The organism is Bradyrhizobium diazoefficiens (assembly GCF_016612535.1).
GTDB classification, from domain to species: Bacteria; Pseudomonadota; Alphaproteobacteria; order Rhizobiales; family Xanthobacteraceae; genus Bradyrhizobium; species Bradyrhizobium diazoefficiens_C.
This window is the reverse complement of record NZ_JAENXS010000001.1, coordinates 1,272,237-1,294,327: the sequence shown is the minus strand read 5'-3', so window position 1 is coordinate 1,294,327 and position 22,091 is coordinate 1,272,237. Positions and strand designations below refer to the sequence as shown.

Annotated in this window: 23 protein-coding genes; 18 read left to right on the top strand and 5 right to left on the bottom strand. The window is 64.1% G+C overall.

Annotated elements, in window-relative coordinates; all coding sequences use genetic code 11:
• Positions 1 to 24 precede the first annotated feature (24 nt).
• Positions 25 to 3,162 carry an efflux RND transporter permease subunit gene (locus JJE66_RS06155; protein ID WP_200513195.1) on the bottom strand — a complete coding sequence of 1,046 codons (3,138 nt, stop codon included), beginning with the start codon at positions 3,160 to 3,162 and terminating at the stop codon, positions 25 to 27.
• Between the two features lie 424 nt (positions 3,163 to 3,586).
• Here JJE66_RS06155 and JJE66_RS06150 point away from each other — a divergent pair, with 424 nt between their 5' ends.
• Both JJE66_RS06150 and JJE66_RS06145 read left to right on the top strand, forming a co-directional pair.
• On the top strand, positions 3,587 to 3,868 hold the full coding sequence (locus tag JJE66_RS06150; RefSeq protein WP_200513194.1) for a DUF3551 domain-containing protein: 282 nt from the start codon (positions 3,587 to 3,589) through the stop codon (positions 3,866 to 3,868).
• Positions 3,869 to 3,877: 9 nt separating this feature from the next.
• Positions 3,878 to 4,168, top strand: coding sequence for a DUF3551 domain-containing protein (locus JJE66_RS06145; RefSeq protein WP_200513193.1), 291 nt, complete (start codon positions 3,878 to 3,880; stop codon positions 4,166 to 4,168).
• A 9-nt stretch (positions 4,169 to 4,177) separates the two neighbouring features.
• On the opposite strand, the gene JJE66_RS06140 is transcribed toward JJE66_RS06145, so the two are convergent.
• The gene (locus JJE66_RS06140; RefSeq protein ID WP_200513192.1) at positions 4,178 to 5,158 is read right to left on the bottom strand and encodes a tripartite tricarboxylate transporter substrate binding protein; all 981 of its coding nucleotides are present in this window, start codon (positions 5,156 to 5,158) and stop codon (positions 4,178 to 4,180) included.
• A gap of 226 nt (positions 5,159 to 5,384) precedes the next feature.
• Here JJE66_RS06140 and JJE66_RS06135 point away from each other — a divergent pair, with 226 nt between their 5' ends.
• From JJE66_RS06135 to JJE66_RS06110, 6 genes are all read left to right on the top strand, one after another.
• Entirely contained in the window at positions 5,385 to 7,199 is a 1,815-nt protein-coding gene (locus JJE66_RS06135; RefSeq protein ID WP_200513191.1) for a long-chain-acyl-CoA synthetase, read from the top strand.
• A 151-nt stretch (positions 7,200 to 7,350) separates the two neighbouring features.
• Positions 7,351 to 7,596, top strand: a complete 246-nt coding sequence (locus JJE66_RS06130; protein WP_007597226.1) for an acyl carrier protein — start codon at positions 7,351 to 7,353, stop codon at positions 7,594 to 7,596.
• On the top strand, positions 7,583 to 8,965 hold the full coding sequence (locus JJE66_RS06125) for a class I adenylate-forming enzyme family protein (protein ID WP_200513190.1): 1,383 nt from the start codon (positions 7,583 to 7,585) through the stop codon (positions 8,963 to 8,965). The genes JJE66_RS06130 and JJE66_RS06125 overlap by 14 nt, the downstream gene beginning before the upstream one ends.
• Complete coding sequence (locus JJE66_RS06120; RefSeq protein WP_200513189.1) at positions 8,958 to 9,680, top strand: SDR family NAD(P)-dependent oxidoreductase; 723 nt, start codon at positions 8,958 to 8,960, stop codon at positions 9,678 to 9,680. Before JJE66_RS06125 ends, JJE66_RS06120 begins: the two co-directional genes overlap by 8 nt.
• A gap of 127 nt (positions 9,681 to 9,807) precedes the next feature.
• Positions 9,808 to 10,023, top strand: coding sequence for a hypothetical protein (locus JJE66_RS06115; RefSeq protein ID WP_200513188.1), 216 nt, complete (start codon positions 9,808 to 9,810; stop codon positions 10,021 to 10,023).
• 172 nt (positions 10,024 to 10,195) lie between these two features.
• Positions 10,196 to 11,347: a DUF3095 domain-containing protein gene (locus tag JJE66_RS06110; RefSeq protein WP_200513187.1), complete on the top strand. Its 1,152-nt coding sequence runs from the start codon at positions 10,196 to 10,198 to the stop codon at positions 11,345 to 11,347.
• Here the strand turns inward: JJE66_RS06110 and JJE66_RS06105 are convergent.
• Together JJE66_RS06105 and JJE66_RS06100 are read right to left on the bottom strand one after the other, a co-directional pair.
• On the bottom strand, positions 11,344 to 11,784 hold the full coding sequence (locus JJE66_RS06105; protein WP_200513186.1) for a DUF2147 domain-containing protein: 441 nt from the start codon (positions 11,782 to 11,784) through the stop codon (positions 11,344 to 11,346). The two genes, JJE66_RS06110 and JJE66_RS06105, sit on opposite strands and share 4 nt — an antisense overlap.
• Before the next feature lie 101 nt (positions 11,785 to 11,885).
• A complete protein-coding gene (locus JJE66_RS06100) occupies positions 11,886 to 12,413 on the bottom strand; it encodes a GNAT family N-acetyltransferase (RefSeq protein ID WP_200513185.1) in 528 nt (175 codons plus the stop codon).
• Between the two features lie 248 nt (positions 12,414 to 12,661).
• Here JJE66_RS06100 and JJE66_RS06095 point away from each other — a divergent pair, with 248 nt between their 5' ends.
• From JJE66_RS06095 to JJE66_RS06050, 10 genes are all read left to right on the top strand, one after another.
• Positions 12,662 to 13,258, top strand: a complete 597-nt coding sequence (locus tag JJE66_RS06095) for a superoxide dismutase (protein WP_200513184.1) — start codon at positions 12,662 to 12,664, stop codon at positions 13,256 to 13,258.
• Positions 13,259 to 13,539: 281 nt separating this feature from the next.
• On the top strand, positions 13,540 to 13,788 hold the full coding sequence (locus JJE66_RS06090) for a hypothetical protein (RefSeq protein WP_200515280.1): 249 nt from the start codon (positions 13,540 to 13,542) through the stop codon (positions 13,786 to 13,788).
• Positions 13,789 to 13,790: 2 nt separating this feature from the next.
• Positions 13,791 to 14,546 carry a metal ABC transporter ATP-binding protein gene (locus JJE66_RS06085; RefSeq protein ID WP_200513183.1) on the top strand — a complete coding sequence of 252 codons (756 nt, stop codon included), beginning with the start codon at positions 13,791 to 13,793 and terminating at the stop codon, positions 14,544 to 14,546.
• 6 nt (positions 14,547 to 14,552) lie between these two features.
• Positions 14,553 to 15,422, top strand: a complete 870-nt coding sequence (locus JJE66_RS06080; RefSeq protein ID WP_200513182.1) for a metal ABC transporter permease — start codon at positions 14,553 to 14,555, stop codon at positions 15,420 to 15,422.
• A 2-nt stretch (positions 15,423 to 15,424) separates the two neighbouring features.
• Positions 15,425 to 16,288, top strand: a complete 864-nt coding sequence (locus JJE66_RS06075; protein WP_200513181.1) for a metal ABC transporter solute-binding protein, Zn/Mn family — start codon at positions 15,425 to 15,427, stop codon at positions 16,286 to 16,288.
• A 52-nt stretch (positions 16,289 to 16,340) separates the two neighbouring features.
• Positions 16,341 to 17,384 carry a GTP-binding protein gene (locus tag JJE66_RS06070; RefSeq protein ID WP_200513180.1) on the top strand — a complete coding sequence of 348 codons (1,044 nt, stop codon included), beginning with the start codon at positions 16,341 to 16,343 and terminating at the stop codon, positions 17,382 to 17,384.
• Entirely contained in the window at positions 17,381 to 18,415 is a 1,035-nt protein-coding gene (locus JJE66_RS06065; RefSeq protein ID WP_200513179.1) for a WD40 repeat domain-containing protein, read from the top strand. Before JJE66_RS06070 ends, JJE66_RS06065 begins: the two co-directional genes overlap by 4 nt.
• A gap of 30 nt (positions 18,416 to 18,445) precedes the next feature.
• Positions 18,446 to 19,162 carry an MgtC/SapB family protein gene (locus tag JJE66_RS06060; RefSeq protein WP_200513178.1) on the top strand — a complete coding sequence of 239 codons (717 nt, stop codon included), beginning with the start codon at positions 18,446 to 18,448 and terminating at the stop codon, positions 19,160 to 19,162.
• A gap of 82 nt (positions 19,163 to 19,244) precedes the next feature.
• Positions 19,245 to 19,577 (top strand): hypothetical protein, encoded by a 333-nt coding sequence (locus JJE66_RS06055; RefSeq protein ID WP_200513177.1) that lies wholly within the window; start codon positions 19,245 to 19,247, stop codon positions 19,575 to 19,577.
• A gap of 115 nt (positions 19,578 to 19,692) precedes the next feature.
• On the top strand, positions 19,693 to 20,433 hold the full coding sequence (locus tag JJE66_RS06050; RefSeq protein WP_200513176.1) for an acetoacetate decarboxylase: 741 nt from the start codon (positions 19,693 to 19,695) through the stop codon (positions 20,431 to 20,433).
• 42 nt (positions 20,434 to 20,475) lie between these two features.
• Here JJE66_RS06050 and JJE66_RS06045 read toward each other — a convergent pair whose 3' ends face one another.
• Complete coding sequence (locus JJE66_RS06045) at positions 20,476 to 22,083, bottom strand: lyase family protein (RefSeq protein WP_200513175.1); 1,608 nt, start codon at positions 22,081 to 22,083, stop codon at positions 20,476 to 20,478.
• Positions 22,084 to 22,091 lie beyond the last annotated feature (8 nt).

Genomic DNA, 22,091 nt, shown 5'->3' with positions numbered 1-22,091 from the left:
CATGGGCCCCACGCTTCGCGGCGCTCACTCCGCCGCGTGATCCTTGTGCTCGTCGCGCGCTGCGGCGGCCGGCGGCTTCTTCTCCATCCAGCGTGAGAGCAGGTCGGAGAAGCGGTCGAGGTAGAGATAGACGACCGGGGTCGTGAACAGCGTCAGTGCCTGGCTCACAAGAAGGCCGCCGACCATGGCATAGCCGAGCGGCTGGCGGATTTCGGCGCCGGTGCCGTTTCCGAGCATCAGCGGCACGCCGCCGAGCAGGGCGGCCATCGTCGTCATCATGATCGGGCGAAAGCGCAGCAACGCCGCTTGGCGGATCGACTGCTCCGGGGTGAGATGCTGCTCGCGTTCGGCCGCGATGGCGAAATCGACCATCATGATGCCGTTCTTCTTGACGATGCCGATCAGGAGAATGACACCGATCAACGCAATGAGGCTGAAGTCGAAGCCGAAGATCATCAGGATCGCGACGGCGCCAACGCCGGCCGAGGGCAGTGTGGACAGAATGGTCAGGGGGTGGATGTAGCTCTCGTAGAGCACGCCCAGGATCAGGTAGACCACGACCAGTGCGGCGAGGATCAGTAACGGCACGGTGCCGAGCGATTGCTGGAATGCCTGCGCGGTGCCCTGAAAACTCGTCGCCAGCGCCGGCGGCGCGCGCATCTCGCCGACCGCGTGCAGTACCGCGTCGGTCGCCTGTCCCAGCGCCACGCCCTCGGCGAGATTGAAGCTGATCGTCACCGACGGGAATTGGCCCTGATGCGAGATCGCAAGCGGTCGCACAGGCACATTGGTCCAGCTGCAGAACACCGAGAGCGGCACCTCGTCGCCGGTCAGCGGCGACTTGAGATAGAGCTTGTCGAGCGTGCCGAGCTGGCCTTGCAGGTCCGGCGTGATCTCCAGGACGACGTGATAGCTGTTGGTCTGGGTGAAGTATTGCGCGACCTGGCGCTGCCCGAACGCGTCATAGAGCGTATCGTCGATCAGCTGCGGCTGGATGCCGTAGCGTGCGGCGGTGTCGCGATTGATCTTGAGCTGAACCGTCGTGCCGTCGGTCTGCTGGTCGGTCGCGACGTCGCGCAGTTGCGGTAGTGTTTTCATCGCGTCGAGGATTTTCGGCGCCCATTCGTTCAGTTCGGCGAGATTGGCGTCCTGGAGCGTGAATTCGAACTGGGTGCGGGTGGCGCGGCCGCCGAGGCGAACGTCCTGCGAGGCCTGCATGTAGAGCTTGGCGCCCTCGACCTTGGCGATCTTGGGCCGCAGCCGCGCGATGATCTGCTGCGCGCCAGCGTCACGCTGCTCCAGCGGTTTCAAGGTGATGTACATGCGTCCCGAGTTCAGTGCGGTGCCGCCGCCGCCGATGAACATCGCTATCGAATCGACGGCGGGGTCGGCCTGCACGATGGTGTTGAGCTCCACCTGGCGCCGCTTCATCTCCGTGAAGGAGATGTCCTGGGGCATCTCGGACACGGCCGTGAGGAAGCCATTGTCCTGCTGCGGAAAGAAACCCTTCGGGATCAGGATGAAGAGGTAGACCGAGAGCGCGACGGTTGCGAAGAAGATGCAAAGCGTCACGAAACTGTGGCGCAGCGCGACGTCGAGCCCGCGCTCATAGGCGCCGAGCAGCCTTTCGAACATCCGCTCGCTCCATTGATAGAAGCGACCGTGCCGGGCCTCGTGATTGGCGCGCAGGAAGCGCGAGGCCATCATCGGCGTCAGCGTCAGCGAAACAACGAGAGAGACGAGGATCGCCATCGCCAGCGTGACTGCGAATTCGCGGAACAGCCGGCCGATGATGCCGCCCATCAGCAATAACGGGATCAGCACCGCAATCAGCGAGATGCTGATCGAGACGATGGTGAAGCCGATTTCGGCCGCGCCCTTGTAGGCCGCAGCTAGCGGCTTCTCGCCATGCTCGACGTAGCGGGTGATGTTCTCCAGCATCACGATGGCATCGTCCACCACGAATCCGACCGCGATCGTCAGCGCCATCAGGGAGAGATTGTCCAGCGAATAGCCGAATGCCCAGATCAGCGAGCAGGCTCCCAGCAGCGCCAGCGGCACGGTGATGCTCGGGATGATCGTGGCCCAGAAGCTGCGCAGGAAGATGAAGATTACCATCACCACGAGTGCGATGGTGGTCATCAGCGTGATTTGCACGTCCTCGACCGCGGCGCGGATGGTGATGGTGCGGTCGCTGATGATCTTGATTGCGATCGCGGGCGGGATCGCCGCGATCAGCCGCGGCAATTGCGCCTTGATGCGGTCGACGGTCTCGATGACGTTGGCGCCGGGCTGCTTGAAAATGACAAGGAACACGCCGCGCTTGCCGTCGGCCCATGCCGCCGTCTTCATGTCCTCCGGCCCTGCCACGGCCTGGCCGATGTCACGGATCCGCAGCGGTGCGCCGTTGCGATAGGCGACGATGACGTCCTGCCAGTGCTGAGCCTGGGTGAGCTGGTCGTTGGCGTAGATCGTGTAGGCGCGCCTGGCACCGTCGATATTGCCCTTCGGGCTGTCGGTGGTCGCGGCCGCGACCTGGCTTCGCACGTCCTCCAGCGACAGGCCCTTGGCCACGAGCTTGGCCGGATCGACCTGTATGCGCACCGAGGGTTTCTGCTGCCCGCCGACGAACACTTGCGCGACACCGGATATCTGGCTGATCTGCTGCGCGAGTTGGGCATCGGTGCGGTCGCTGACCACGGTCAGCGGCAGCGTGTCCGACGTCGCAGACAGGATCATGACCGGCGAATCTGCCGGGTTGACCTTGCGATAGGTGGGTGGCGAGGGCAGGTTTTTCGGCAACTGGCCGCTTGCCGCATTGATTGCGGCCTGCACGTCGTTCGCAGCGGCGTCGATCTTGCGGTTGAGGTCGAACTGGATGGTGATCGACGCCGAGCCCAGCGAACTGGTCGATGTCATCTGCGCGATGCCAGGGATCTGCGCGAGCTGGCGTTCAAGCGGCTGAGCCACCGAAGAGGCCATCGTTTCCGGGCTGCCGCCGGGGAGCGACGCCGAGAGCTGAATGGTCGGAAAGTCGACCTGCGGCAGTGGCGCGACCGGCAGCAGCGGATAGGCCACGAGGCCCACGAACAGGATGCCCGCCATCAGCAGCGAGGTGCCGATCGGATAGCGGATGAACGGAGACGAGAAGCTCTCTTGCATGCCCTGACACCATCGACTGGCCAGCGCATCTACTCGCGCAAAGCGGAGCTGCGCCCGAGAGAGCTCGAGCGCGAATCTGCGTTTCCTTCAGCCATTCGCTTGTTGATGCTCCAGAACTTCGAGGGTCCTGGGCCAGCGTTATCGGACTGAAGACTAGTCCCTTCGACGAGGCTTGCGAGAGGAATCCTGCGCCGAACGCTTGCGACCTTTGTCGAAGGATGCACGCAGCGAGATATGCGTTCTATGCAGGCCGTAAGGGGCGCTCTTTTTCCTTTGCCGCGAACCGGGCGCCGTTTCTCGCCTTTTTCGAGCGCGCGTCACAAGCAGGAGAGGTATGGTGAGGAACGATCGCTACTTTCGCGCTGTTGTGCCATATCGAAATGTCATAACAGCCTGCTGTGCCACCGATTCGAGGAAATGTTCGATGCGCCTCCCTCTCCTGACCCTCACCGCGATTGTCACGCTGTTCGTCGCGGCAGATGCCAGCGCCCAGACCTATGATCCGCGCTATCCTGTGTGCATGCACGTGTTTACCACCGGCGGTTTTGGCGGTGGCGGCGACTTTTTCGATTGCTCCTTCACCTCGCTGCCGCAGTGCCGGGTCTCGGCCTCGGGCCGCTCCGCGAGCTGCGACCTCAATCCCTATTACGCCTTCGACGAACCGCCGCCGCCACCGCCGCGCAAGCGTCACAAGAAGGTTTACTGAAGGTCTGCGATGCGGTTTGGGCCGGATATCTTGATTCGTGGCGCGTTCCGCCCGATCGTGACGGTCGGCGCATTGCTCGCGGCGGCGCCGTCGCAGGCCCAGACCTTCGACCCGCGCTATCCCGTCTGCATGCACGTCTATTCCGGCTCAAGCGGTGGTGGCGGAGAGTGGTATGATTGCTCCTTCACCTCGCTGCCGCAGTGCCGTGCCACGACCGCAGGCCGCGCCGCGACCTGTGATCTCAATCCGTATTATCCGCTGAGCGCGCCGCCGCGCCCGCGCCACAGGAGAACTGGCTAGCGCCGGCCGCTATTCCTTCTTGATTCCCGATAGCTCCACCACCTTGCGCCAGCGGTCGGTTTCGGCCGTCAGCATGCCGCCGAACTCACCGGCGCTGCCGTGTAGCGGGATCGCGCCGAGCTCGGCAATGCGGGCCTTGATCTCTGCGTTAGAGAGCACCGTGTCGATTTCGCGATTGAGCAGGTCGACGATCTCGCGCGGCGTGTCATGGGGCGCGCCGACCCCGTAGAACGAGGACGTCTCGTAGCCAGGAAGCGTGTCCGCGATCGGCGGCACATCGGGCAGGATCTCTGAGCGCTCGCGCGTGGTGACGCCGAGCGCGCGCAGCTTGCCGGCGCACACCAGCTCGAAGGACGAGGTGACGTTGTCGAACATGCCCTGGATCTGACCGCTCATCACGTCGGTCAGGCCCGGCGCCGAGCCGCGATACGGGACGTGAGTGAACTGCACCCCGGCGGTCGACTTGAACAGCTCGCCGGAGAGATGCAGCGAGGTGCCGATCCCGGAGGAGGCGATCGACATCTTGCCGGGATTGGCCTTGGCGTAGGCGATGAAATCGGCGACGTTCCTCACCGGCAGATCGTTGTTGACGACCAGCACCAGCGGAATGCGCGCGACGCCGGCAATCGGCGCGATGCTCTTGGCGAAATTGTATGGCAGCGCAGGATCGAACGAGGCGTTGATCGCGTTCGCGGTCGAGGTCAGCAGCAGCGTGTATCCGTCCGGCGCGGAGGTGATCACAGCCTGCGTGCCGATATTGCTGCCGGCGCCGGGCTTGTTCTCGACGACGAAGGTCTGCCCGAACCGCTCGGACAGACGCTGGCAGATCAGCCGCGACAGCACGTCGGTCGCCCCGCCCGGAGCATACGGCACCACCCATTTCACGCTACGCGAGGGGTAGGGCGGGTTGCCGACCGCAAAGGCACGAGGCGCCGCGAGCGTAGCCGCGGCACAAGCGGCGGTCTGCAGGAACTGTCGCTTGGTGATCATCCTGGCCTCCAGTTCATCTCGATCGGTGCGATGGGATCCGCGCAGCACGCCCCAATGACTGGATTTGCTATCGCAAGAATCGCGCCAGGCCGCACGCCGTTCCCGTCGGCTTGGTAAAGGATGATCGCAGTTAATCGAGAGCTAACCGAGGTTTACCTTGTCTCTTAACACCTGGGCAGGGCGCGCGGGCTAAGCTTGAGGGAACAAGCAGATACTGCCCGAAAGAATGAACGGCATGACCACCGGCGTCATCGAGCAAGCCAAAGCCGCGCGCGCACCTTCGGCCTCAAAGATCTGGCTGAAGGCGATCGAGCTGACGGCGCGGATCGAGACGCTGCCGGGGCGGTTGTTCGCCGACGTCGTTGACGATTGGGCGCGGCGCCAGCCCGATCGTGTTGCGCTGGCCACGGACCAGGCAAGCCTCGACTACGACGGCCTGTCGCGGCGCATCAATCGCTATGCGCGTTGGGCGCGCTCGGTTGGCGTCGCCAAGGGAGACACGATCGGCCTGATCATGCCGAACGGCGTCGATTATGTCGCGGCCTGGCTCGGCATCAGCCGCGTCGGCGGCGTGGTAGCGTTGATCAACACAAAGCTCGTTGGGCAGTCGCTCGCGCATTGCGTCGACGTGGCAAAGCCCTCGCACATCATCGTCGCGCATGAGCTTACGGAGATCCTGGGAAGCGCCGCGCCGCATCTGAAGACCGAAGCCAAAATCTGGACCCATGGCGATGCCCGCAGCGAGCGTGCGATCGATGTCGCGCTCGCCGCACTCGACGACGGCCCACTCTCGCCGGAAGAACATGGCAACGTCACCATCGATGACCGCGCGCTGCTGATCTACACCTCCGGAACGACAGGCCTGCCGAAGGCCGCCAGCATCAGCCACCGCCGCATCCTCAACTGGGGCTTCTGGTTCGCCGGCCTCACCGGCGCCACCCCGCAAGATCGGCTCTATGACTGTCTGCCGCTGTTCCACTCGGTCGGCGGCATCGTCGCGCCCTGCAGCATGCTCGCCGCTGGCGGCTCGGTGGTGATCGCCGAGAAATTTTCGACCTCGAACTTCTGGCCCGACATTGTCCGGCACGACTGCACGATGTTCCAGTATATCGGCGAGCTCTGCCGCTATCTGCTCAAAGCGCCGCCGTCGGAATACGAAAACCGGCACCGCCTGCGGCTCGTCTGCGGCAATGGCCTGCGCGGAGATATCTGGGAGGATTTCCGGAACCGCTTCGCCATTCCGCGCATTCTCGAATTTTATGCCGCGACGGAAGGTAATTTCTCACTGTTCAACGTCGAGGGACAGCCAGGCGCGATCGGCCGCATCCCGCCGCTGCTTGCACATCGCTTTCCGGCAAGCCTCGTCAGGCTCGATCCCGACAGCGGTGCGCCGTTGCGCAATGACGATGGCTTTTGCATCGCCTGTGCCCGTGGTGAGGCCGGCGAGGCCATCGGTCGCATCGGCAAGGCCGACGAGGGCGGGGGTCGTTTCGAGGGCTACACCGACGCCGGCGAGACCGAGAGGAAGATTCTTCGCGACGTCTTTGCCAAGGGCGATGCCTGGTTCCGGACCGGCGATCTCATGCGGCTCGACGACAGGGGTTTCTTCCATTTCGTCGACCGCATCGGCGACACCTTCCGCTGGAAGGGCGAGAACGTCGCGACCTCCGAGGTCAACGACGCCGTGCGCGATTTCACCGGCGTGGTCGATGCCACCACCTATGGCGTCAGCATTCCAGGCGCCGACGGCCGGGCCGGCATGAGCGCGATTGTCGTGAACGAGGGCTTTGATATTGCGGCTTTGCCTGTCCACCTCGCGCAGCGCCTGCCGGCCTATGCCCGCCCGGTCTTCGTCCGCATCTCGCGCGAGCTCGATGCGACCGAGACGTTCAAGCAGAAGAAGGGCGAACTCGCCCGCGAGGGCTTTGATCCGACCGCGACGGCCGATCCATTGTTCATGTTCGAGCTGAAATCCGGCGCCTATGTCGCGCTCGATTCCGAGACATTTGCGCACATTGCGGACGGCACGATCCGACTGTAGCGGAGCCAAAATCGGGAGATAGGTCCAATTTTATCTGAATTGTCCAAGAGCCCATTTACTTCTGTCCGGTAAACACACGGACATGGGAGGCGGTCGTCAAGAGCCGCCGCAACAAACACGATCAATTAACTAAGTATGAGGCGAGCAAGCCATGTCGGTGAGATCCAAGGTTATCGAAGCGATCCAGCAGATCGCCAAAGAGCAGCACGTCGCGCTCCCCGCCCTCTCGGACGATTTGTCTCTGCACGAGACGGGCTTCGACTCGCTCGCCTTTGCAATCCTGGTCGCGCGTCTCGAGGACGAGACCGGCGTCGACCCCTTCACCATTTCCGAGGACGCAGCGTTCCCCGCCACCGTGGGCGATTTCGTGCGGGCCTACGAAAATGTCCCTGCGTAAGACCTTTGCGCTCCGCGACCACCTCGGCGCGGAGCTGACGGGCCGTACCCTGTCGGACGCGCATGATGTCGTGTCGCTGACCGACATCCTGCCGCAGACCGTCCTCGGCGGCCGCCTGCGCGAGCTGTCCGGCCGCGCCGTCTTGCTGAAATTGTCGGACCAGCTTCGGTCGGGCCTTGCCATGATCGAGCTCGACGGAGTTGCCCGTCGCATGCTGCTGTGCCCACCGGACCTCAACCCCGCGCGTCTCGACGCACTGATCGCGGATGCCGGGATCGACGCCGTCGTCACCGATGAGCCCGATCGCTGGGCTGCGACCGGCGTGTTGCTGGTTGTCACCGCACAATTGCCGCTTCAAGTCACGGCGCCTGCGCGGACCGAACGCGCCACCGAATGGCTGATGCTCACCTCGGGCACATCAGGTGTACCGAAGATCGTCGGCCATACGCTGGAAGCTCTCACCGGCGCCATCGTCGCCGAAGGCCCTGCGAAGGGGCCCGCGCCGGTCTGGGCCACGTTCTACGACATCCGCCGTTATGGCGGCCTGCAGATCTTCCTCCGCGCTATCCTCTCCGGCGGCTCGATGGTGCTGTCGGACCCGTACGAGGCGCTCGCCGATCACGTCGCGCGCCTGAACGCGCGCGCCGTCTCGCATATTTCCGGCACGCCCTCGCACTGGCGCAAGCTCCTGATGAGCGGCTCGGCCGTGCAGTTCGCGCCCGGCTATGTCCGCCTTTCCGGCGAGATCGCCGACCAGGCCGTGCTCGATGGCCTCAAGGCGGCATTCCCAAACTCTTCTGTCGGCCATGCCTATGCCTCGACCGAGGCCGGCGTCGGCTTCGCCGTCAATGACGGGCTCGAAGGTTTTCCGGCCGATTATCTCGGCAATCGTAATGGCGTCGAGATGAAGGTCGTCGACGGCTCGCTGCGCATCCGCTCGACGCGCACGGCCCACGCCTATATCGGCCGCAATGCTGCGGCGCTCGCAGATGGCGATGGTTTTGTCGACAGCGGCGACATCGTCGAATTGCGCGGCGACCGTTACTATTTCGTCGGCCGCCGTGGCGGCATCATCAATATCGGCGGGCTGAAAGTTCACCCCGAGGAGATCGAAGCCGCCATCAACCGTCATCCCGACGTGCGGATGTCGCGGGCGAAGTCGCGGCGCAGTCCGATCACCGGCGGCATCGTCGTCGCCGACGTGATCCTGGCCGACGGTACCGATCAGGCCCGGGTGAAGGAAATTCGCGACCAGATCCTGGGTCAGTGCCGGGCGCAGCTTGCCTCGCACAAGGTGCCTGCCGTGATTCGCTTCGTCGAAGCGCTCGACGTTACCCCTGCCGGAAAACTGGCGCGCACCGATGCATAATGTCCTCGTCACCGGCGGCAGCCGCGGCATTGGCCTTGCGATCGGCAAGCGCCTGGCTGGCGCCGGCTACAACGTCATTGCGGCCGCACGGCGCGAGGGCGACGAACTCAAGGCCGCGATCGCTGCCTCCGAGGGCCGCCTGCATTTCCGCGCCTGCGATCTCTCCGTAATCGATGCGATCCCGGCTTTCGCCAAGCTCGTGCGTGACGAGTTCGGCCCGACCTACGGCCTCGTCAACAATGCCGGCCTCGGCACCGAGGGCCTGCTCGCGACCATGCACAATTCGGAGATCGAGGCGCTGGTGCAACTCAACGTGCTGTCGCCGATCATCCTCACCAAATATGTCGCACGGCAGATGATGGCGGATGGTGCCGGCCGCATCATCAACATCTCATCGATCATCGCAACCACGGGCTACAACGGCCTCTCGGTCTATGGCGCGACCAAGGCCGCCGCCACCGGCTTTACCCGTTCACTCGCGCGCGAGGTCGGCAAGCTCGGCATCACCGTGAATGCAATCGCGCCTGGCTTCATCGATACCGAGCTCACGCATAATCTCTCCGACGAAAGCCGCAAGCGCATCGCCGGCCGCAGCGCGCTGCGCCGCCTGCCGCAGACAGGCGACGTCGCGCATATGGTGGAATATCTGCTCGGCGAGGGCGGTCGCAACGTCACCGGCACCGTGTTCACGATTGACGCGGGGAACACGGCCTAAGGCGGAACTCTGCCGTCACAATCTGGTTGATCCCGCGCAATGACATCAAGCCGGATTTGGTCGTAAGATGCCTTGTGATCGATTGGGTTACGTCAATCGAACTGCCCTAAACAAGAAGGAGCAGTCCATGGCCACGCCAAACATGAGCACTGCGAGTGACGGCCGGACTCCTGCGGAACCATCGATCGCTAAATTGGACGATGCCCGCTGCTCGCCGATGTCGCATCAAAATTCCGGCAGCCACGGCCACGAAATGCATCCGCAGCAATTCGTGCGGCTGATCGGCTGTCACGATAAGCCGGCGCCCGCGCTGCGCAAGCGTCAGGACGAGAAGCTGCATTAGCGCATGTCCTGGGATATTGCAGACGAATGCTGAGCGAGGCTGGGCCTCGCGGGTATCTTGTTGTCATCCCCATTTCGGTCAATGATACGCCGTCGTTCGTGTGAGCCGGCAGGTGAACCCGGATCGATCCCGCCTCGTATCTGTCCTCGTGCAAGATCTGACCGGCCCTGCGATGGCAGCCTCATCCTTTTACGGCAGCATCCCCGTTTTCCGCGGCTTCACCAGCCTGATGGAGCCCAAGCTCTATTCGCCGCTCCCCGAGGACTGGAGCATCGGCGTTGCCGACATCGTCGATTCCACCAAGGCGATCGCGGCGCAGCGTTATAAGGCGGTCAACATGGCCGGGGCCGCGGTGATCGCAGCCGTGACGAATGCGCTGGAGGGACGCGAATTTCCCTTCGTGTTCGGTGGCGACGGGGCAAGTTTTGCGGTCGCGCCGTCCGATCTCGACGCTGCTCGTGAAGCTTTGGCCGCGACCGCGACCTGGGTGCGGGAGGATCTCGAACTGAAAATGCGCGTCGCGCTGGTGCCGGTGAGCGCCATCCGCGCGCAGGGACTGGACGTGCGCGTCGCACGCTTCGGTCCGTCGGCCAATCTGTCCTATGCGATGTTCTCCGGCGGCGGGCTCGCCTGGGCCGACGCCGCGATGAAGCGTGGTGAGTTCGCGGTCACGGAAGCGCCCGCGGGCACGCAGCCCGATCTCTCCGGCCTGTCCTGCCGTTTCGAGGTGATTCCAGCTTCGCGCGGACTGATCCTATCGGTGCTGGTGATGCCGGCGGGCGGCGCCGACCCGCTGGCCTTCCGCAAGGTGATCGAGGACATCATCCATCTCGTCGAGCGCAGTCCGGATGCCGGCCGTCCCGTGCCGCCGCAGGGACCGCCGTTGAAATGGCCGCCGCAGGGCCTGGACTACGAGGCGCGGGCGATCCGCGGAGGATCGTTGTTCAAGCGCCGCGCCAGCCTGCTCGCCTATACGTTTTTCGCATACGTCCTGATGCGCTTCGACATCAAGATCGGCGGCTTCCTGCCAAAAGTCTATAAGCGCCAGGTGGTCGAGAATTCCGACTTCCGCAAATACGACGACGGCCTGCGCATGATCCTCGACTGCACGCCGGAACTTGAGCGCGCTCTGAGCGATCGTCTCGCGGCGGCTGCGCGCGACGGCGTCGTTCGCTACGGCCTCTATCAGCAGGATGCCGCGATGATGACCTGCTTCACGCCCTCGGCGCTGCGCAGCGACCACGTGCATTTCATCGATGGTGCCCGCGGCGGCTACGCCTCTGCAGCAACGGCGCTCAAGGCGATGATGGCGGCCGCGACTTAGCGGCCCGCGCGCGTCCAGGTCTCGCCGCCGCAGAGCGCGCCGACGCAGCCTTCGACGCGCAACGTCTCTGCGCCCATCACGGTGACGCTACTGGCATAATTGCTGCCGTCGTCGGCATTGTAAATCTGGCCCGACCATTTGTTCGGCCCCGACGGTTGCATGCCGGAGAACAGCGGCAGTCCGATCATCGGACGCCTGGCAAGCGCGGGATTGGGGTTCTTGCTGTCGGTGGCGGGCTGGCCGGTCGCGGTGTCGTAAGGTTCGCGCAGCCAGGCGATGATTCCGCAAATGCCGCCACCGCATTTGCTGATTTTGACGCGGGCATCACCCGCCTGGGTCAGCCAGATCCCGCTTGCGTCAGCACTCTGCGCATTGGCGGCGGTCGCGCCGGACAGAGCGGCCAGGAGGACGGTGAGAGCGGCAAATCTGCGGGACATGGAAGGGCCTCGGAATGGAGGCGCCTCCAATAGCAGCATATTCGGATAGTGCAACGCCTGATGGAATCACATCCCTGCGCTCATTTGCCCCAGTGAAATTCTCACCAGGGCAGGCCGCAGAGATCGATGGTGCCGAGCGTTGGCGCGCGGACGATGTCGAACACGTAAGGCGCCATGTGGTCGAAGCGGATTCGCCCCTCCGGCTGCTCGCAATAGACCTCGCCCTTGAAGGCTTGCCATTTGCGGGCCTCGTAGAACGCGACATTGTGCGGCTCGCAGAACAGCAACGCGAAGCGGACCGCCTCGTTGGCGCGCATGGTATGCACCGCCGCGTCGATCGCCATGGTCGCATAGCCGCGGTTGCGGCGATCCTCGCGCGTGCAGACCCCGCCGATGCCGCCGATATGCACTTTCTGTCCATTCCAGGTGGCTGTGCGGAAATAGATGCCGACATGACAGACGAGGCCGTCCTCGGGCGTCTCGATCAGCACGCGCAAATCGGCATTGGCCCATTTGACGTGCCCCCAGGGCAGCTTCTCGACGATCTGTGGTCCCCACACCGCCTGATGCAGCGGCTTCGCGATCGCCCACGAGGCGTCGCCGTTCAGGATGTCGATTTCGATGCTCATGGCTCTGCCTTGTGCGTCCCGGGCTGCGTGATGCATTCGTTCTGTCATAAGCGCTTCAAAGGCAATGATATTTTGCAGGGCGCGTACCCAACACTCGGGTGAACATCCAACTGCCGGCGGCGAAGTTGTGCAATCGGTCCACGCGATCGCATCATGGCTTTTCGCAAATTGGCGGTATTTAACGGCGCAGGAACCTTCTATAAGGGGTGACCGTTAGAACGTTCCCCACCAGTTGCGGACAAGAACCCATGACATTCACGCTGCCCCCACTCCCTTACGCCTATGACGCCCTCGGCCAGTTCATGTCGAAGGAGACGCTGGAATTCCACCACGACAAGCATCATCAGGCCTACGTCACCAACGGCAACAACGCGCTCAAGGGCACCGAATGGGAAGGCAAGTCCCTTGAGGAGATCGTCAAGGGCTCGTTCGGCAAGAACCCCGCGGTGTTCAACAATGCCGGACAGCACTACAACCACATCCACTTCTGGAGCTGGATGAAGCCCAATGGCGGCGGCACCAAGCTGCCGGGCAAGCTCGAGACGAAGATCAAAGAAGATCTCGGCGGCTTCGAGAAGTTCAAGACCGACTTCCAGGCGGCCGGCGTTGGCCAGTTCGGCTCCGGCTGGTGCTGGCTCCAGGTCAAGAACGGCAAGCTCGAAATTGCCAAGACCCCGAACGGCGAGAATCCGCTGGTGCACGGCGCCACCCCGATCCTCGGCTGCGACGTCTGGGAGCACTCCTACTACATCGATTATCGCAACCGCCGCCCCGACTATCTCAAGGCGTTCGTCGAGAACCTCGTGAACTGGGAATACGTCGAGTCCCTGTTCGAAAAGGCATAAGTCGCCGCCCTCGGACTGACGAAATCGGGAAAGGCGGCCGCATGCGCGGCCGCCTTTTTGCTGTGCGGAATTCGCCGAACCAGCCCTGCGCGGCGCGCGCACGGGTCTGTCATTGTTCCGTTTGCACCACCTCGGCGGCGCCCTTAATCAGAAGGGCATCCCCTCCGGTCGACCCAGGCCGTTGGCAGAAACCTTCCGTGTCCGCCGCCCTCGCGATGGTGATCGGGCAAGCCCTGAGCCCGGCGTGGACAGGGGCAATGTTATATTATAACATCCTTGGCATGGTTCCCGCCGCGTCCAAGCCCTATCACCACGACCAAGCGCATGGCCATTCCCATGAGCATTCCCACGCCCACGGGCATTCGCACGGCCACGACCACAGCCACGCCCATGTCCACGATGCGGCCTCGCCGCATCCGGCCCAAGACGCGCCCTGGTCGATCCTGCGCATGACCCTGGCTGGCCGCCTCGCGGCTGCACTGGCCGTCTGCGTCGTGCTCTGGGGCGTGGTCTTCCTGGCGATGAGGTGACAATGGCGGCCGTGCACTTCCACAACGTCACGCTCGGCTATGACCGCCATCCGGCCGTGCACCACCTCGACGGCGAGGTCGCTTCCGGTGCGCTCGTCGCCGTGATCGGTCCGAATGGCGCCGGCAAGTCGACGCTGCTGCGCGGCATCGTCGGCATCCTCAAGCCGCTGGACGGCAGCATCCATCTCGGCGGGCTTGATGCCAGGGACATCGCCTATCTGCCGCAGAGCGCGGAGATCGATCGCACCTTCCCGATTTCGGTGTTCGATTTTGTCAGCACCGGGCTGTGGCGCGGGACCGGCCTGTTCGGCGGCATTGGCAGGGTCGCGCGCGAAAAAATCCTGCGCGCGATTGCGTCCGTGGGCCTCAATGGCTTCGAGAACCGTCCGATCGGCACGCTCTCCGGCGGACAGATGCAGCGCGTGCTGTTCGCGCGCGTGCTGCTCCAGGACGCGCGGCTGATCGTGCTCGACGAGCCCTTCAACGCCATCGACAGCAAGACCACGGTCGATCTGCTGGCGCTGGTGAAACACTGGCACGGCGAGGGCCGTACCGTGCTCGCCGCGCTGCACGACATGGAGATGGTGCGCGCCCACTTCGCCGAGACCTTGGTGCTGGCGCGCGGCCCCGTGGCCTGGGGACCGACGGCGGAGGTGCTGACACCGGAAAACCTGCTGGTCGCGATGCGTATGTGCGAGGCGTTCGACGACAGCGCGGCTGCCTGTGCAGCCGACGATGCTCGCTCGCGGGCGGCGTAATAACAGATGGTCTATGACGCGCTGATCGGTCCGTTCACCGAATTCGAGTTCATGCGACGCGCGCTCGCCGCCGTGATCGCGCTGTCGCTGGCCGGTGCGCCGATCGGCGTGTTCCTGATGTTGCGGCGAATGAGTCTCGTCGGCGACGCCATGGCGCATGCGATCCTGCCGGGGGCGGCGGTCGGCTTCCTGCTCTCCGGCCTCAATTTGTTCGCGATGGCCGCAGGCGGTCTGATCGCAGGTTTTGCGGTCGCGATCCTCGCCGGCGTCGTCGCGCGCTCGACCGGGCTGAAGGAGGACGCTTCACTCGCGACCTTCTATCTGGCCTCGCTGGCGCTGGGCGTCACTATCGTCTCGATTAAGGGCACCAATATCGACCTGCTGCACGTGCTGTTCGGCAACATCCTCGCGATGGATGATCAGACGCTGCTGGTGGTGGCCTTCAACGCCACGGTCACGCTGCTGGTGCTTGCGGTGATCTATCGCCCCCTGGTGATCGAGAGTGTCGATCCCCTGTTCCTGCGCACCGTCAGCCGCGCCGGCGGGCCTGCGCATCTCGCCTTCCTCGCGTTGGTCGTGATCAATCTGGTCAACGGCTTTCAGGCGCTCGGCACGTTGCTGGCCGTAGGCCTGATGATCCTGCCAGCGGGCATTGCGCGGTTCTGGTCGCGCGATCTCACCGCCATGATCTGCATTGCGGTCGTTGCCGCCGCCGTCTCGGGCTATGCCGGGCTGGTGCTGTCGTTCCAGACCCGCGTGCCGTCGGGGCCTGCGATCATTCTGGTGGCGACGATGCTCTACATCGTTTCCGTCCTGTTCGGTCGTGTCGGCGGGATCGTCCGGCAGCTTTTTCCCGGCCGGCATCTGGAAGCGTGACGATGCAGCGTCTCCTGCTTTGCGTGCTCCTGCTGATTGGCTCGCCGCTGCACGCCGCCGAGCGGCTGAACGTCGTCGCGAGCTTCACGATCCTCGGCGATTTCGTCCGCACCATCGGCGGCGACCGGGTCAAGGTCACGACGCTGGTCGGCCCCGACAGCGACGTCCACGTCTACACGCCGGCCCCATCAGATGCGAAGCGGATCGCGGACGCAAAACTCGTCATCGTCAACGGGCTCGGGCTGGAGGGCTGGCTGCCGCGTCTCGTACAGTCCTCCGGCAGCAAGGCAACGGTCGTGACCGCGAGCACCGAGATCGCGCCGCTCAAGCTCGGCTCGGCCGCCGATCCCCACGCCTGGCAGTCCGTCCCTAACGCGAAAATCTATGTGACTGATATCGCCAACGCGCTGGCCGCGGCTGACCCCGACGATGCCGAGCTCTTCCGCGCCCAGGCCAAGGCCTATCTGGAAAAGCTCGAGGCGCTCGACCGCGAGGTCCGCGAGGCCGTGGCCAAGATCCCGCCCGAACGGCGCAAGGTGATCTCCACCCATGATGCCTTCGGCTATTTCGCCGCCGAATACGGAATCCAGTTCATCGCTCCCCTGGGCGTCTCCACCGAAACCGAGCCCAGCGCGCGGGACATCGCTGGTATCATCGGCCAGATCAAGGCCCAGAAAATCCCGGCCGTTTTCCTGGAAAATATCAGCGATGACCGCCTGATCCGGCGGATCGCGGCCGAGACCGGCGCCAAGGTCGGCGGGACCCTGATTTCGGACGGTTTGACCGGCGAAAAGGGGCCTGCACCCACTTACATTGATATGGTCAGGCACAATATAAAGGCCCTGACCAGTGCGCTTGACCATTAGGGCAGGGGCCACCCCGCCTTGCGTCGCGCGACCAGCCGACCCCGGAGTTCCTATGTCTGAAGCGACCGCCTCCAAAATTCCCGTGACCGTCCTGACCGGCTATCTCGGTGCCGGCAAGACCACGCTGTTGAACCGCATCCTGTCGGAGAACCACGGCAAGAAATACGCTGTCATCGTCAACGAATTCGGCGAGATCGGCATCGACAACGACCTCATCATCGGCGCCGATGAGGAAGTGTTCGAGATGAACAACGGCTGCATCTGCTGCACCGTGCGTGGCGACCTCGTCCGCATCCTGGACGGGTTGATGAAGCGCAAGGGCAAGTTCGACGCCATCATCGTCGAAACCACCGGCCTTGCGGATCCGGCGCCGGTCGCCCAGACCTTCTTCGTCGACGAGGACGTGCAAAAGAATGCGCGGCTCGATGCGGTGGTCACGGTCGCTGACGCCAAATGGCTGTCTGACCGGCTCAAGGACGCGCCCGAAGCCAAGAACCAGATCGCGTTTGCCGACGTCATCGTGCTGAACAAGACCGATCTCGTCACCAAGCCGGAGCTTGCCGAGGTCGAGGCCCGTATCCGCGGCATCAACCCCTATGCGAAACTGCACCGCACCGAGCGCTGCTCGGTCGCGCTGGCCGACGTGCTCGACCGCGGTGCGTTCGATCTCGACCGCATCCTCGACATCGAGCCGGACTTTCTGGAGGTCGACGATCATGACCACGACCATGATCATCACCACAATCACGGGCACGATCATGATCACGGCCACGGCCTGAAGCACTATCACGACGAGGACATGCAGTCGCTGTCGCTCAAGACCGACAAGCCGCTCGATCCGAACGTGTTCATGCCCTGGCTGCAGAACCTGGTTCAGGTTGAGGGCGGCAAGATCCTGCGCTCCAAGGGCATTCTTGCCTTCCACGACGACGACGACCGCTACGTTTTCCAGGGCGTCCACATGATGCTGGAGGGCAACCATCAGCGGAAATGGAAGGACGACGAGCCGCGCGAGAGCCGTCTGGTCTTCATCGGCCGCGAGTTGCCGGAAGAGCTCATTCGCACGGGCTTCGAGAGCTGCATCGTCTCGCGATGAAAGAGTTTACGCCCGCTCCCGATTCCGCCTCGATCGTCTCCGTCACCGACCGCGTCAAGCCGCTCACGCTTGGCATGGGCGTGACCTCGGTGCATTTCCTTGGGCCCCGCGCCGCCTTCGTCGGCGGTGAGGAGAATGTCGCGTTCGTCGACGCCAACTCTGCCGACAACAAGGGTGAGATCAGCACTGTCGCCGTGCACAGCGGTGGCATTCTCTCCACCGCCTCCGACGGCAAGCGCCTCATCATGGGCGGCGACGACGGCAAGGTCGTGTCGCTCGACGCCAAGGGCGAGGTGACGCTGCTCGCCACCGACCCGAAGCGCCGCTGGATCGACGCGGTGGCGCTGCATCCGGACGGCGCCTTCGCCTGGTCGGCCGGCAAGACGGCGACCGTCAGGAGCGGCAAGACCGAGGAGAAATCGCTTGAGGTGCCCTCGACCGTCGGCGGACTTGCGTTTGCGCCAAAGGGCCTGCGGCTCGCGATCGCCCACTACAACGGCGCCACGCTGTGGTTTCCGAACATGGAGGGATCGGCCGAATTCCTGCCCTGGGCCGGATCGCATCTCGGCGTCACCTTCAGCCCGGACAATAAATTCCTTGTCACCACCATGCACGAATCGGCCCTGCACGGCTGGCGGCTCGCCGACAACCGGCACATGCGCATGACCGGCTATCCCGGCCGCGTCCGTTCGATGTCCTGGAGCGCGGGCGGCAAGGGGCTGGCGACCTCGGGCGCCGACACCGTCATCATATGGCCGTTCGCCAGCAAAGACGGTCCGATGGGCAAGGAGCCCGCGATGCTCGCGCCGCTGCAGGCACGCGTGGCGGTCGTCGCCTGCCACCCCAAGAACGACATCTTCGCCGCCGGCTACAGCGACGGCACCGTGCTGATGGTGCGGCTGGAGGACGGCGCGGAGATTTTGGTCCGCCGCAACGGCACGCCGCCGGTGGCTGCGCTCGCCTGGAACGCCAAGGGCACGCTGCTGGCATTCGCCGACGAAAATGGGGACGGCGGGCTGCTGGAGCTTTGATCTGTCATCGTTCTGGCCCTAGATGGGGCCATGCGGTTTCTGACGACCTTCCAACTCGCTGATTTCGCCGACACGCTGGTCAGCCTGTTCACGGCCTTCGTGCTGGGCACGCTGATCGGCGCCGAGCGGCAGTATCGCCAACGCACTGCGGGCCTGCGCACCAACGTGCTGGTCGCAGTCGGGGCTGCCGCCTTCGTCGATCTGGCCATGCACCTGACCGGCGCCGACGGCGCGGTGCGGGTGATCTCCTACGTCGTCTCCGGCATCGGCTTTCTCGGCGCCGGCGTCATCATGAAGCAGGGCATGGACGTGCGCGGACTCAACACCGCCGCGACGCTGTGGGCCTCGGCCGCGGTCGGCTCCTGCGCCGGGGCCGACATGGTTGCCCAGGCAGCTGCCCTCACCGTGTTCGTCATCGCCGGCAACACGCTGCTGCGCCCGCTGGTGAACGCCATCAACCGCATCCCCCTGAATGAGAAGACGTCCGAGGCGACCTACTATTTCAAGCTGGCGGTCGCAATGGATGCCTTGCCGGACATGCGCGATCGTCTGGTCGACAAGCTTGAGGCCGCCAAATATCCGGTGGCTGACGTCGACGTGGTCGAGACCGGCGACGACCTCATCGAGATTGTCGCAGAACTGGTTGCGACCGCGGTCGACCCGAACGAGCTGAACGCCGTGGCGACCGACCTCCAGCACCTGCCGGGCGTGCGCCACGCGACCTGGGAAGTCAGCACCACCGACTGATCGCTTGCGGTTCCAGCCTTATAGGGCACGGAACCGCGGTCGCACGAGTTCGTTGATTCCGCGGACAAAGGCGGTGATCGACATGCCCGGCCAAGGTGACAAGCGCAGACTGAAATTCGACCTGATAATCGCCTGCTCGCTGTTCGCGGCGGGTGCGGTGGTGTCAGTGATGTCACTCGCGCAAATCCGCGCCGAAAGCCGGACGGAGCTGGCCCAAGCGACACAGCCGCTCCAGGGCACGCCGTCCGACGGTCAGACCAGGACGCCCGCGGAAGCCAAGCCCGGCGGCGAGCGTCCGACCACGCCAGCGCCCGAGCCCGCGCGCCCCGATCCGCGGACCCAAGGCGCGGCCACCAAGCCCGCATTGCCGCCAGCTCCCGCCGAGAAGGTCGCGCCGCCGATCAAGGAGAAGTAGCTGCGACGGCATTGTATTGTGACGCGCATTTGACGACGAATGCCAATTCTACAATCTCGCCTTGGCGTACGGCCCGCTCCATAATCTGTCGCACAACCGACAGATGGGGCCTTCCATGAAAATCGAAGACGTCCGCCGTACCGCCTATTCGATGCCGCTCACCAACCCGTCATTCCCGCCGGGGCCATATCACTTTTTCAATCGCGAGTATTTCATCATTACCTACAGGACCGATCTCGAAGCCCTTGCCGCCATCGTGCCCGAGCCGCTCGAGGTGGCGGAGCCGGTCGTGAAATACGAATTCATCCGCATGCCCGACTCGACCGGCTTTGGCGACTACACCGAGACCGGACAAGTGATCCCGGTCCGCTTCAAGGGTGAGCTCGGCGCCTACACCCACGCGATGTATCTCGACGATGAAGGCCCGATCGCCGGCGGCCGCGAGTTGTGGGGCTTTCCGAAGAAGCTGGGGCGGCCGAAGATCGAGGTCGAGAGCGACGTGCTGGTCGGCTCGCTGCATTATGGTTCGGTGCTCTGTGCCTCCGCGACCATGGGCTACAAGCACCGCAAGGTCGACCTTGACGAGGTGCTGCAGCCGATGAAGGCACCGAACTTCATCCTGAAGATTATTCCGCATGTCGATGGCAACCCTCGGATCTGCGAGCTGGTGCGCTTCCATCTAGAGGACATCACGCTGAAGGAAGCCTGGACCGGCCCAGCCGCGCTCGGCCTGTTTCCTCACGCGCTCTGCGACGTCGCCCGGCTGCCGGTGCGCGAGGTGGTCTCGGCGTTGCACTTCAAAGCGGATTTGACGCTCGGGCTCGGCAGCGTGGCGTTCGATTACATGGCGAAGTAACGTGAGCGGGCGGGGTGCGGGATGACGCACCCCGGTTCGCCGCTAATGCGCTGCGTCGTTCGGCAACAGCGCCGCAAACGCCTGATCGAGCGCGGCATCGGCCTTCGCGAGCTTGTCGCGCTGCGCGGCAAGCCAGAGCTTGTCGGTATCGAGGCGCTGCCGGGCCGCCTTCAGCATGCGTGCAGTCTCCTCTGGCTGCGGACCGCCGACGCCCTGGGTGTGCGCCACGATCCATTCCGGGGACATCACCTCCCTGAATTCGGCCTCGCTCATCGGGAACGGCCTCGCCTGCATGTTGAATTTGGCAAGCGTCTTGGTGAAGAGGTCAGTCACTTCGCTGAAGGGTATGGTCTTGGGCGTGAGATCCAGCGGCCGTGCATAGCTGACCATCTGCGATGCAAAGCCGTGTCCGACGCGGAACGGGATCTGGTGCGCCTGCAACAGAAGCTCGGCGAGATTCATGGTCGAGGTCCAGTCGCTCTCCAGTTCTTCCTTGGCGCGGGCCTTGTTGACCACGATCGCATCGAACACCCGGTCGGTGGCGGTCACCATGTTGACGGCACGCGGGAACAGGCCGATGTCCTCGGACTGGGACTTGGAATCGACCATGCCCGACATGACGTTGTGAGCGCGGATCGATGCCGCCGCCGACAGCCCCACCACATCTGAAGCGGCGATCCTCGCCTGCATGATCAGACCCGGATTGCGCTTCTGCGGCATCGAGCTGCTGGTGTAGGTCGAGCCCTCCTGCAGCAACAGCCACGGTCGCACCTCGGCGTATTGCGTATGCAGGTCCTGCATCATCACGCCGATCCGGATGGCGGCCGAATTGGCGATGGCGGTGGCCTCGAGCTGGTTGTCGAATGGGATCACCTGGTTGGCATCCATCGAATTCTCGACGATGCCGTCAAAGCCGAGCAGCTGGGCGAGGCGCGTGCGATTCAGCGGCCAGACCGAGTCGGACATGACGCCGACGCCCATCGGGCTGAGGTTGAGCCGGCGATAGGCTTCGCTGACGCGCTGCTGGTCGCGCTCGAAGGATTCCTCATAAGCCAGCAGGTAATGACCATAGGTGATCGGCACCGCCTGCACACCGTTGGTGTAGCCGGGCATCAAGGTATCCAGATTGTCGGCCGCCTTGGCCAGCATTTTGGCGCGCAGGCCGAGCAGCGCCTCGGCAAAATCCAGCGTCTGGTTGCGCAGCTTGGCAGCACGGAAGGTCGCGTACATGTCCTGGCGGCTGCGCCCGGCGTGGATGACGGAGGCCTCCTCGCCGACCTTGTCGGTCATGATCTTCTCGATCTGGAGGACGTCGCTCGGGCGCTTGCCATCGGGCTCACGCGCCTGGCGGATCGTGTAGTCCACGCCTCCGGCGATCAGCTGGCCGGTGCTTTTCGGGAAGATGCCTTCCTCCACCAGCATTACTGTGGAAGCCTTGTTGATCTTGTTGAGCCAGTAGAATTGGTCCTCGGCTGCGTCCGACTTGCTGGTTGAGGGTTGCGCGTCCCTGGCGGCGTTGGCGCCGATCTTGGCGGCGTTTTCGTTGCATTCCTGCGTGGTCTTGCAGGGCAACTGACCGGTGTCCGCGGCGAATACTTGGGACGCGATCAGGAGGCTGACGCCTCCCGCGATGCAGGCGATATGTTTCATGCGGACCT

Bases quoted from the DNA above. Each gene is read 5' to 3' on its own strand.
- JJE66_RS06045 (WP_200513175.1), bottom strand. From the start codon at position 22,083: ATGAAACATATCGCCTGCATCGCGGGAGGCGTCAGCCTCCTGATCGCG.
- JJE66_RS06100 (WP_200513185.1), bottom strand. From the start codon at position 12,413: ATGAGCATCGAAATCGACATCCTGAACGGCGACGCCTCGTGGGCGATC.
- JJE66_RS06105 (WP_200513186.1), bottom strand. From the start codon at position 11,784: ATGTCCCGCAGATTTGCCGCTCTCACCGTCCTCCTGGCCGCTCTGTCC.
- JJE66_RS06125 (WP_200513190.1), top strand. From the start codon at position 7,583: ATGTCCCTGCGTAAGACCTTTGCGCTCCGCGACCACCTCGGCGCGGAG.
- JJE66_RS06050 (WP_200513176.1), top strand. From the start codon at position 19,693: ATGAAAATCGAAGACGTCCGCCGTACCGCCTATTCGATGCCGCTCACC.
- JJE66_RS06085 (WP_200513183.1), top strand. From the start codon at position 13,791: ATGGCGGCCGTGCACTTCCACAACGTCACGCTCGGCTATGACCGCCAT.
- JJE66_RS06060 (WP_200513178.1), top strand. From the start codon at position 18,446: ATGCGGTTTCTGACGACCTTCCAACTCGCTGATTTCGCCGACACGCTG.
- JJE66_RS06120 (WP_200513189.1), top strand. From the start codon at position 8,958: ATGCATAATGTCCTCGTCACCGGCGGCAGCCGCGGCATTGGCCTTGCG.
- JJE66_RS06110 (WP_200513187.1), top strand. From the start codon at position 10,196: ATGGCAGCCTCATCCTTTTACGGCAGCATCCCCGTTTTCCGCGGCTTC.
- JJE66_RS06095 (WP_200513184.1), top strand. From the start codon at position 12,662: ATGACATTCACGCTGCCCCCACTCCCTTACGCCTATGACGCCCTCGGC.
- JJE66_RS06080 (WP_200513182.1), top strand. From the start codon at position 14,553: ATGGTCTATGACGCGCTGATCGGTCCGTTCACCGAATTCGAGTTCATG.
- JJE66_RS06130 (WP_007597226.1), top strand. From the start codon at position 7,351: ATGTCGGTGAGATCCAAGGTTATCGAAGCGATCCAGCAGATCGCCAAA.
- JJE66_RS06145 (WP_200513193.1), top strand. From the start codon at position 3,878: ATGCGGTTTGGGCCGGATATCTTGATTCGTGGCGCGTTCCGCCCGATC.
- JJE66_RS06140 (WP_200513192.1), bottom strand. From the start codon at position 5,158: ATGATCACCAAGCGACAGTTCCTGCAGACCGCCGCTTGTGCCGCGGCT.
- JJE66_RS06135 (WP_200513191.1), top strand. From the start codon at position 5,385: ATGAACGGCATGACCACCGGCGTCATCGAGCAAGCCAAAGCCGCGCGC.
- JJE66_RS06090 (WP_200515280.1), top strand. From the start codon at position 13,540: ATGGTTCCCGCCGCGTCCAAGCCCTATCACCACGACCAAGCGCATGGC.
- JJE66_RS06055 (WP_200513177.1), top strand. From the start codon at position 19,245: ATGCCCGGCCAAGGTGACAAGCGCAGACTGAAATTCGACCTGATAATC.
- JJE66_RS06115 (WP_200513188.1), top strand. From the start codon at position 9,808: ATGGCCACGCCAAACATGAGCACTGCGAGTGACGGCCGGACTCCTGCG.
- JJE66_RS06070 (WP_200513180.1), top strand. From the start codon at position 16,341: ATGTCTGAAGCGACCGCCTCCAAAATTCCCGTGACCGTCCTGACCGGC.
- JJE66_RS06150 (WP_200513194.1), top strand. From the start codon at position 3,587: ATGCGCCTCCCTCTCCTGACCCTCACCGCGATTGTCACGCTGTTCGTC.
- JJE66_RS06155 (WP_200513195.1), bottom strand. From the start codon at position 3,162: ATGCAAGAGAGCTTCTCGTCTCCGTTCATCCGCTATCCGATCGGCACC.
- JJE66_RS06075 (WP_200513181.1), top strand. From the start codon at position 15,425: ATGCAGCGTCTCCTGCTTTGCGTGCTCCTGCTGATTGGCTCGCCGCTG.
- JJE66_RS06065 (WP_200513179.1), top strand. From the start codon at position 17,381: ATGAAAGAGTTTACGCCCGCTCCCGATTCCGCCTCGATCGTCTCCGTC.